Source organism: Protofrankia sp. Cj3 (assembly GCF_917627355.1).
GTDB lineage: Bacteria > Actinomycetota > Actinomycetes > Frankiales > Frankiaceae > Protofrankia.
The window spans coordinates 1-7,512 of sequence record NZ_CAKJTR010000056.1 but is presented as its reverse complement, the minus strand read 5'-3'; the positions used below and the strand labels follow the sequence as shown (position 1 = coordinate 7,512).

Annotated in this window: 7 protein-coding genes; 3 read left to right on the top strand and 4 right to left on the bottom strand. The window is 69.4% G+C overall.

Annotated features, from left to right (window positions below; all coding sequences use genetic code 11):
• Nucleotides 1-277: 277 nt before the first annotated feature.
• Together bioD and MJ783_RS10040 are read right to left on the bottom strand one after the other, a co-directional pair.
• Complete coding sequence (bioD, locus tag MJ783_RS10045; protein WP_239310118.1) at nucleotides 278-994, bottom strand: dethiobiotin synthase; 717 nt, start codon at nucleotides 992-994, stop codon at nucleotides 278-280.
• Between the two features lie 170 nt (nucleotides 995-1,164).
• Nucleotides 1,165-2,352 carry an 8-amino-7-oxononanoate synthase gene (locus tag MJ783_RS10040; RefSeq protein ID WP_239310117.1) on the bottom strand — a complete coding sequence of 396 codons (1,188 nt, stop codon included), beginning with the start codon at nucleotides 2,350-2,352 and terminating at the stop codon, nucleotides 1,165-1,167.
• A 114-nt stretch (nucleotides 2,353-2,466) separates the two neighbouring features.
• On the opposite strand from MJ783_RS10040, the gene MJ783_RS10035 reads away from it, so the two are divergent.
• On the top strand, nucleotides 2,467-3,939 hold the full coding sequence (locus tag MJ783_RS10035; RefSeq protein ID WP_239310116.1) for a sensor histidine kinase: 1,473 nt from the start codon (nucleotides 2,467-2,469) through the stop codon (nucleotides 3,937-3,939).
• A 268-nt stretch (nucleotides 3,940-4,207) separates the two neighbouring features.
• On the opposite strand, the gene MJ783_RS10030 is transcribed toward MJ783_RS10035, so the two are convergent.
• Nucleotides 4,208-4,456 (bottom strand): WhiB family transcriptional regulator, encoded by a 249-nt coding sequence (locus MJ783_RS10030; RefSeq protein WP_239310115.1) that lies wholly within the window; start codon nucleotides 4,454-4,456, stop codon nucleotides 4,208-4,210.
• Between the two features lie 479 nt (nucleotides 4,457-4,935).
• On the opposite strand from MJ783_RS10030, the gene MJ783_RS10025 reads away from it, so the two are divergent.
• Nucleotides 4,936-5,670, top strand: coding sequence for a glycerophosphodiester phosphodiesterase (locus tag MJ783_RS10025; protein WP_239310114.1), 735 nt, complete (start codon nucleotides 4,936-4,938; stop codon nucleotides 5,668-5,670).
• 54 nt (nucleotides 5,671-5,724) lie between these two features.
• Here the strand turns inward: MJ783_RS10025 and MJ783_RS10020 are convergent, their stop codons facing one another.
• Nucleotides 5,725-6,765 carry a diacylglycerol kinase family protein gene (locus MJ783_RS10020; protein ID WP_239310133.1) on the bottom strand — a complete coding sequence of 347 codons (1,041 nt, stop codon included), beginning with the start codon at nucleotides 6,763-6,765 and terminating at the stop codon, nucleotides 5,725-5,727.
• On the opposite strand from MJ783_RS10020, the gene MJ783_RS10015 reads away from it, so the two are divergent.
• A complete protein-coding gene (locus MJ783_RS10015; protein ID WP_239310113.1) occupies nucleotides 6,764-7,315 on the top strand; it encodes a hypothetical protein in 552 nt (183 codons plus the stop codon). The two genes, MJ783_RS10020 and MJ783_RS10015, sit on opposite strands and share 2 nt — an antisense overlap.
• Nucleotides 7,316-7,512 lie beyond the last annotated feature (197 nt).

Sequence of the window (7,512 nt, the reverse complement as noted above, 5' to 3'; positions counted from 1 at the left end):
GGGCGGTTCAGCCGTGGGCGGTTCAGCCGTGGGCGGGACGGTCGCTGACGATGGCGGCACGGTGGTCTCCCTGTGGTCCGACGCGGACCTCGACTCGTCTGAAGGTACGGAGATGAGGCGGTGCGGGGACGGGCCCACGCTCGGCTGGACTCGTTTCCCCACGGTGGACGCTCGCACACCGGCCGAGGCTCACGCTCGCCCGCCGGCGATAGTTCTCAGCCGAGCCCGATCCGTCGGTCCGTGAACAATCATTCGACACCTGCTATTGGTATGTTTGTCACGGGCTGTGCCTTTTTCGAAATTCATGAGCGTCGAACGTACCGCCGAGCGCCGGTGCGAGACATGCTCGGGCGGTGTCCTGGAAGGACACCGCATCCGCCGCGCCGGCCCCGGCCGGGAGCGCTCCGGCGAGCGGGCGGGCAGCCAGCATCTCCAGGTCGCTGATGTTCGACCGGCAGGCGAGGTTCGGATCGGGCGGCCAGGAACCGATGACCAGACCGGCCAGCTCCAGCCCACGGTGGGCCAGCGCCTCCAGCGTCAGGGCCGTGGCGTTGAGCGTGCCGAGGCCTGCCTCGCTGACCAGCAGTACCGGCGCTGCCAGCGCGCGGGCGAGATCGGCCAGGGTGGCGCCGTCATCGTTATAGCGAACCAGCAGCCCGCCCGCGCCCTCCACCAGGACAAGCCGGCGGCCCCGGGCGAGGCCGGCCACTCGCCGGGCGACGTCGGTGAGTGCCACCGGCGGGCGCCGCGCGAGCCGGGCCGCCGCGGCCGGCGACAACGCAGCCGGGAAACGGGCGTACTCGTGTAGATCATCGATGCCGGACAGCTGCCGTACGTGCTCGAGGTCGCCGGGCTCACCAGGTCCGAGACCGGTTTGGGCGACCTTCACCACGGCGACGTCCGCGTCCCGGTCACGGGCCAGCGTGGCTACGGCGGCGGTGACAACGGTCTTGCCGACACCGGTCCCGGTCCCGGTTACCATGATCACTGTCATGAGAGGCTCCGGCGGTAGGGCGTTCGATCAGGCAACGGCGTCCGGGTGGATGGATCGCGAGGCTGCGCGGGGAAGCACCGGATGCGCTGGGCGTCGGCCGAGGGCAACGACGCGAGGCGCGTCCCCAGCCCCACGCCGCCGCAGCCTCCTCCCCTGCTGCCCGGTCGCTCTCAGGGCGCAGCCAGTGCCGGTGGGCACAGCGCGGCGGCGAAGGCGGTGGCGGCGCGGGCCATGTCAGCGTCGGTGAGGTCAGCGCGGGCCGCGATCCGCAGCCGGCTCGTCCCCGGCGGCACGGTCGGGGGACGGAAGCAGCCGACCATCACACCATGCGCCCGGCAGATCGCTGTCGCCTCCACCGCGCGTCCGGGCTCGCCCAGCACAACCGATACCACGGCCCCGGCGGGGTGGGGGGCACCCGTGAGCGCGGCGAGCTGGCCGGCTCGCCGCCGTACCGCGGTGGCGAGGGCGGGCGTGGCGGTCAGCAGCTCGAGCGCTGCCAGCGCGGAACCAGCGCAGGCTGGGGCGAGCCCGGTGTCGAAGATGAACGTACGGGCAGTGTCGATCAGATGCGCGCGCACCGCGGGCGGGCCGAGCACCGCGCCGCCCTGGCTACCCAGTGCCTTGGACAGCGTGACGGTGGCCACCACGTCCGGCTCGCCGGCAAGCCCGGCGTCCGCGAGCGCTCCCCGGCCACCCGGGCCAACCACACCGAGGCCGTGCGCGTCGTCGACGAGCAGCAGCGCGCCGCGGGCCCGGGTGACGCTGTGCAGCGCTGGCAGTGGCGCGAGGTCGCCGTCGGCGGAGAACACCGAGTCGGTGACGACGACAGCGTTGCGCCATGACTGCCCAGCCAGCGCCGTGTCGATCGCCTCGACATCGGTATGCGGGACGATCAGCACCCGCGCGCGGGAGAGGCGGCAGGCGTCGACCAGCGACGCGTGATTGCGTTCGTCTGAGACGATCAGGTCGTCAGGACCTGTCAGCGCGGTGAGGACGCCCAGGTTGGCCGCGTATCCGGAGGCGAAGACCAATGCGGAGGCGAAGCCGGTGTGGCTGGCGAGAGCGTCCTCAAGGTCGCTGTGCAGGGCTGTCGTTCCGGTCACCAGCCGGCTTCCGGTAGCGCCGGCACCCCAGGTCCGTAGTGCCCGCACCCCGCCTTCGACCACCTCGGGATGACGTGACAGCCCCAGGTAGTCGTTGCCGGCCAGGTCCAGCTGACCGGGCGGGTCACCGGCGGCCCACCCGCCGGGCAGGCGCGGGCGCACAGCGCGCCGCAGCCCGGCCTCCTCCCGGCTGCGGGCATGGCTGACCAACCATGCGAGCGGGTCGTGGGCCGTGTGACCTGCGGGGGGATGCACAGCGGAAGCCTATGGCCGACTGGTGCGAGCTGACGAGGGATCGGGTGTTCGAACGTGGTACCGACAGGCGACGCACGTTCCGGCGATGGCACCACGTCTGGCAGTCTGCCTTCTGTGGGAACGCTGGCGGACCTTCTGCGCGAGAGTACCGATCTTGGTGCGGACGACATCGACCATCTGCACGCTCTGGTGGCTGACTGGGCGCTGCTGGCCGACCTGTCCTTCGCGGACCTGTTGCTGCTGGTTCCGAGCAGGGCCGCGGCGGCCCGCGGCGGATCCGGTCCAGGGGCTGAGTTTCTGGTGGTGGCGCAGGTGCGGCCAACCACCGGACCGACGGCCTATCACAACGATGAGGTCGGCAGCGTCATGATCAACAGATGGGTGGTGCAGAACTCGTGGCGGGAACGCCGGATCGCCCGTGAGGGCGAGCCGGAGTGGGACGGCGGGGTACCGGTCCGGACCGAGGCGATCCCGGTCCTGCACTCCGATCGGGTGATCGCGGTGCTGGCGCGGGACACGAATCTGGCCACTACCCGGACGCCCAGCGCGCTGGAATCGGCCTACCTGCAGTGCGCGAACAACTTGGCACTGATGATCGCGCAGGGGGCCTTCCCGTTCCGGGGAAGCGCGGCCGAGCTGCCCGAAGCGCCCCGGGTCGGGGACGGGATGCTTCGACTGGACGGCTCAGGAAAGGTCATCTTCGCCAGCCCCAACGCGCTGTCGGCCTATCGTCGCCTTGGCTATACCGGCAATGTCACCGGTGAGGATCTTCGCTCGGTGCACCGGACGCTGAATCTGCCGGCGACCACGCCCGCTGTCTGGCACGCGATCGGCCGCCGCCGGCCGGTCGAGGTGGAACTCGCGGTTGCCAGCACGGTGGTGCTGTTGCGCGCGATCCCGCTGTTCCCCGGTGCCACCCGGGAGGTGCTCGTCCTGGTCCGTGACGTCTCCGATCTTCGCCGGCGGGAGGCGCAGCTGCTCAGCAAGGACGCGACCATCCGGGAGATCCATCATCGGGTGAAGAACAACTTGCAGACCGTCGCGGCTCTGCTGCGGCTGCAGATGCGCCGGACCAAGGTGGACGAGGCCCGGCTGGCGTTGCGGGAGTCCGTGCGCCGGGTGACATCGATAGCCGTGGTTCACGAGACGCTTTCGCAGAGTCTCGGCGAATCCGTGCCTTTTGATGAGATCGCTGATCAGATCACGTCGGTCACCGTTGATCTCGCTTCGACCGGGACCCGCGCCAACACGACCCGCAAGGGATCGTTCGGGCGATTGCCCGGCGAACTCGCCACGCCGCTGGCGCTGGTGCTCTCCGAGCTTCTGCAGAATGCTGTCGAACATGCGTTTGAAGGATCGGCTGGCATGATTGAACTCCGTGTCCATCGTGATGCTGATCGACTGGATGTGGTGGTCGCCGATGACGGCGCGGGGCTGCCCGACGATTTCCAGCTGGAGCACTCGCCCAGGCTGGGCCTCCAGATCGTCCGCCAGCTCGTGCTTGGTGAGATGCAGGGAGCGATTCGGCTCCAGGCGGGACCGGATCGTGGTACGGAGGCCCTGTTGTCCATCCCGTTGCGGGTATGAAAAATTCTTTTGAAGATCGATGTTATGCGGACCGTCGAGGTGGGTACAGCACCACCGTGCCTGGCGCCGTCCCACCCCGTTCTGGCCCCCCATGCCCTGCTGTCTCGCCCCCGGTACAGCGGGTGTTGATGATTCCGTTCGCAGACCGCACGAATACGGATGGGAATGGCATCAAAGCGCGCGGCAACACTCCCATGGCCGGTCCATCACATCCGGGCCAACCGGGAAGTCGTCGTGCGGCTCGTGCCGGATCGGTGGTTCTAGGTAATCAGGCGGTGCGAACTCGGGTGCGCGCTGTGCGTTTGAGTGCACGGCGCTCATCCTCGCTCAAACCGCCCCAAACCCCGGAATCTTGCCCGGTGTCAAGTGCCCAGCTCAAGCAATCACTTGTTACAGCACACCGCCTGCAGACGGCCTTCGCTTCTTCGACCTGGCGTTCAGCCGGACCGGTAGTACCGATCGGGAAGAAGAGCTCGGGATCCTCGTCACGGCAGAGCGCTCTGTGGCGCCAGTCCATGCGTACAACTCCCTCTCTCGTCTCGGGCCACACTGCACGTGAGACGCTTTGCGAGCCGCTACGGTTGTGCCGCACTTCCCGACAATCATTTGGATGCCGGATCCGTGCGGAGCATCGATCTTTCGACCGCCTGCACCCTCGCGCGTGAGCCCGAGGTGTACGTGGTCCATCCACCTCGGACATTCGCCACCCTCCCACCGCAACTGCCGTGGGCGCAAGAACCTGGAAGTGGCTTCCCAGCCCTTCTAGCCTGCGCCTGTCCCGGCGAGACACAGGTGGACCACGCTTTGCGGTGGGTCGAACGGCGTTGACAGATGGGCTCTCCAACACTGCTAGCCCAGTGAACACATCCGCTGGGGATCTGGAAAACATGCCGGATTGGCCTTGGCTGCCGTCGTCCAGAGGGTTTTCCGCTTATGCGGATCCCCCTGAGAGGTCCCTGCCCATCATGGTCACCGCTATGATGGCATCGTTGGTTCATGCAGGTTCTTGGTCATCGCGGTAGCCGGACGCCCGGCCCGGAGAACACGGTCGAGGCAGTGAACGCCGCGTTGCGCGCCGGTGCCGATGGTATCGAAGTGGATGTACGGCGCAGCGCCGACGGCGATCTGGTGTGCGTGCATGACGCCCGGATACCGGGCCGGCTGACCGGTCGGGCCGTCGTCCGCCGGACCACCCGCGAACTCAGTGACCTCGGGGTGCCGACGCTGACCGACATCCTTGACGCATGGGACGGCCGCGGCCGTATCATTCTCGAGGTCAAGAACCAGCCGGGCCAGCCGGACTTCGACGCGCCGCGGGAACAGACCGCCCGGGTCCTGATCGACCTGCTGCGGGCTCGTGGGTTCGGCCGGGCCGCCAGCACCGCTTCGGCGGCTTCGTCGGCTGTCACGGTCTCCTCGTTCGACTGGTTCGCGATCGAGGCGGTACGCGACGCCGGGATCGCCGTGAGCACGGCCTTCCTGGCCATGCCGCGGATGTCGGTGACCGGCGGCATCGCCTATGTGCGATCGGCGGGGCACCAGGAGCTGCACGCTCACGTGTCGTCCGTGCTTGGTTCCGCGACGATGCCGGAACGGGCCAGGGCGGCGGGCGTGGGCCTGGTCACCTGGACAGTCGCCTCGGTGGCCGACGCCGAGCAGCTGCGTGACGCCGGTGTGGACGCGGTGATCTGCGATGACCCGGCCGAGGTTGTCCGCAAGCTCGGACCCTGACGGGGGAGGGGAGCCCCAGCCCCGCGACGCCGCGTCCCCTGTTGCCGGGCGCTCTTAGACGATGACGCGCAGGGCCTTGGGCACGGAGCTGACCGTCAGTTCCGTCTGCGGCCCGATGTACTCGCCGTCCAGCTGAAACGGGATCGCCCTCGCGGCCGTCAGCGTGATCCGCGGCTCGTCGTGCAGCGCGAGGACGTGACGGCCTTGAGGTCCCCGGGAGCTGTGCAGCATCTGCAGGACGCTACGGGTCGTCGTGGTCACCGTCAGCCGGCGCAGGCCGACAAGGTCCAGCCCGCTGTCGAAGGAGGCGGCCGGGCAGGCACGCACCGGCCGCGCATTGAGGTACGTCCAGGGCGCGGTGTTGCACACCACGGCCATCAACACCTGATCCGGCACCGATGCCGGATCGCCCGGATCGCCCGGCGGGGCAGTGCGCTGGGCCTCTATCGGGGCATGTGTGCCCGTTTTATTCGTTTTGTCGGATGTAGCTGGCTCGCCTGTGCTGACGCTGATCAGGGGCCAGCGGCGCCCGGTGTTGCGGACGAACCGGCCGAGCGCGGAGCGGAAGTACAGCCCGGGGGTGTTGCGGCGGCCGTGTACCCGTTTGCGCTCGACCTGCTCGACCACTGCCGCGTCCAGGCCGAAGCCGGCGCAGAAGGCGAACCAGCGGGACTGGCTGGCACCCGGGGAACGGGTGAAGGCCGCGTGCCCGAGCCCGATCCGGCGGCTGCGGCCCTCTCGGAGGGCCTCCAGCAGCTCTCCCGTCGCTTCCACCGGGGCGGCCGGATAGCCCAGGGCGCGGGCGAAGACGTTGGTGCTGCCACCGGGCACCACCGCGAGGGCCGGGGCGTCGGGGGCAGGCCCCGAGCGGAGCAGCCCGTTGACGATCTCGTTGACCGTCCCGTCACCGCCGAGCGCGACAACCAGGCCGAGGCCGTTGTCAGCGGCGCGCTCAGCGAGCTCGGCGGCGTGGCCCCGGCCCTTCGTCATGACGACGTCCACGTTGAGATCGGCGGCCAGCGCACTGACCAGCACATCCCGGATGCGTCGCGTCGTCGCCGTTGCGATGGGATTCACGACCAGCAGCGCGCGCATGATGTCCACGGTAGCTGCTTGGACTTTGCCAGGCGGTCACGACGTAATCATCGCCACCGGCGGACATCGGGCAGCACCGGTGGATGTGCCCGCCACCGCCGTCTACGCGACCACGTACTGTCGGTGGGTGCCTTCCAGGATCGACCGGTACCGCGCTCGTCCGCGGGATGCCGCGCACGCCTTGCCGGCCGCGGTGGTGTTGCTCAGCGTCGAGGGGCTCGCGCTTGTCGGTCTCGGGATGTTCCTGATCGTGCGGGGTTTCGGTGCGGGCACCGGCGACCGCGGCCGGGCCGAGATCGGTGGTCTGTTCGCCATCGCCGCCGGCGCCGGGCTCTGCCTGCTGGGGCGGGCGCTGCTGGCCGGGCGGTGGTGGGCGCGTTCACCCGTTGTTGTTGTACAACTGTTGTGCTTTCCTGTCGCCGTCGGCCTGCTCCAGGGCCAGCGTTATGGCGAAGGTATCTCGATCATCGTTGTCGCGGTGGCCGTCCTCACGCTCATCGGCCTGGCAGGCGGCTATCGACCCAGGGATCCCGGCGCGCCCCGACGCTGACGGCCCGGCCCGGCGGTTGTATGGCGCGGGTCGGCTTTTTCCGCTTGGTGCGGGCGCTGGGGCACTCCGCCCACGCGGCAGGACGCTTTCTGGGCATGGCGAGCAGGGACCCGCGCGGACGTGAAGTGTTCGGGCGGGGGGCGAAGCGATCGAAGATCCAGCAGACACGCCGTACCCCCGCGACGCCGCGTCCCCTG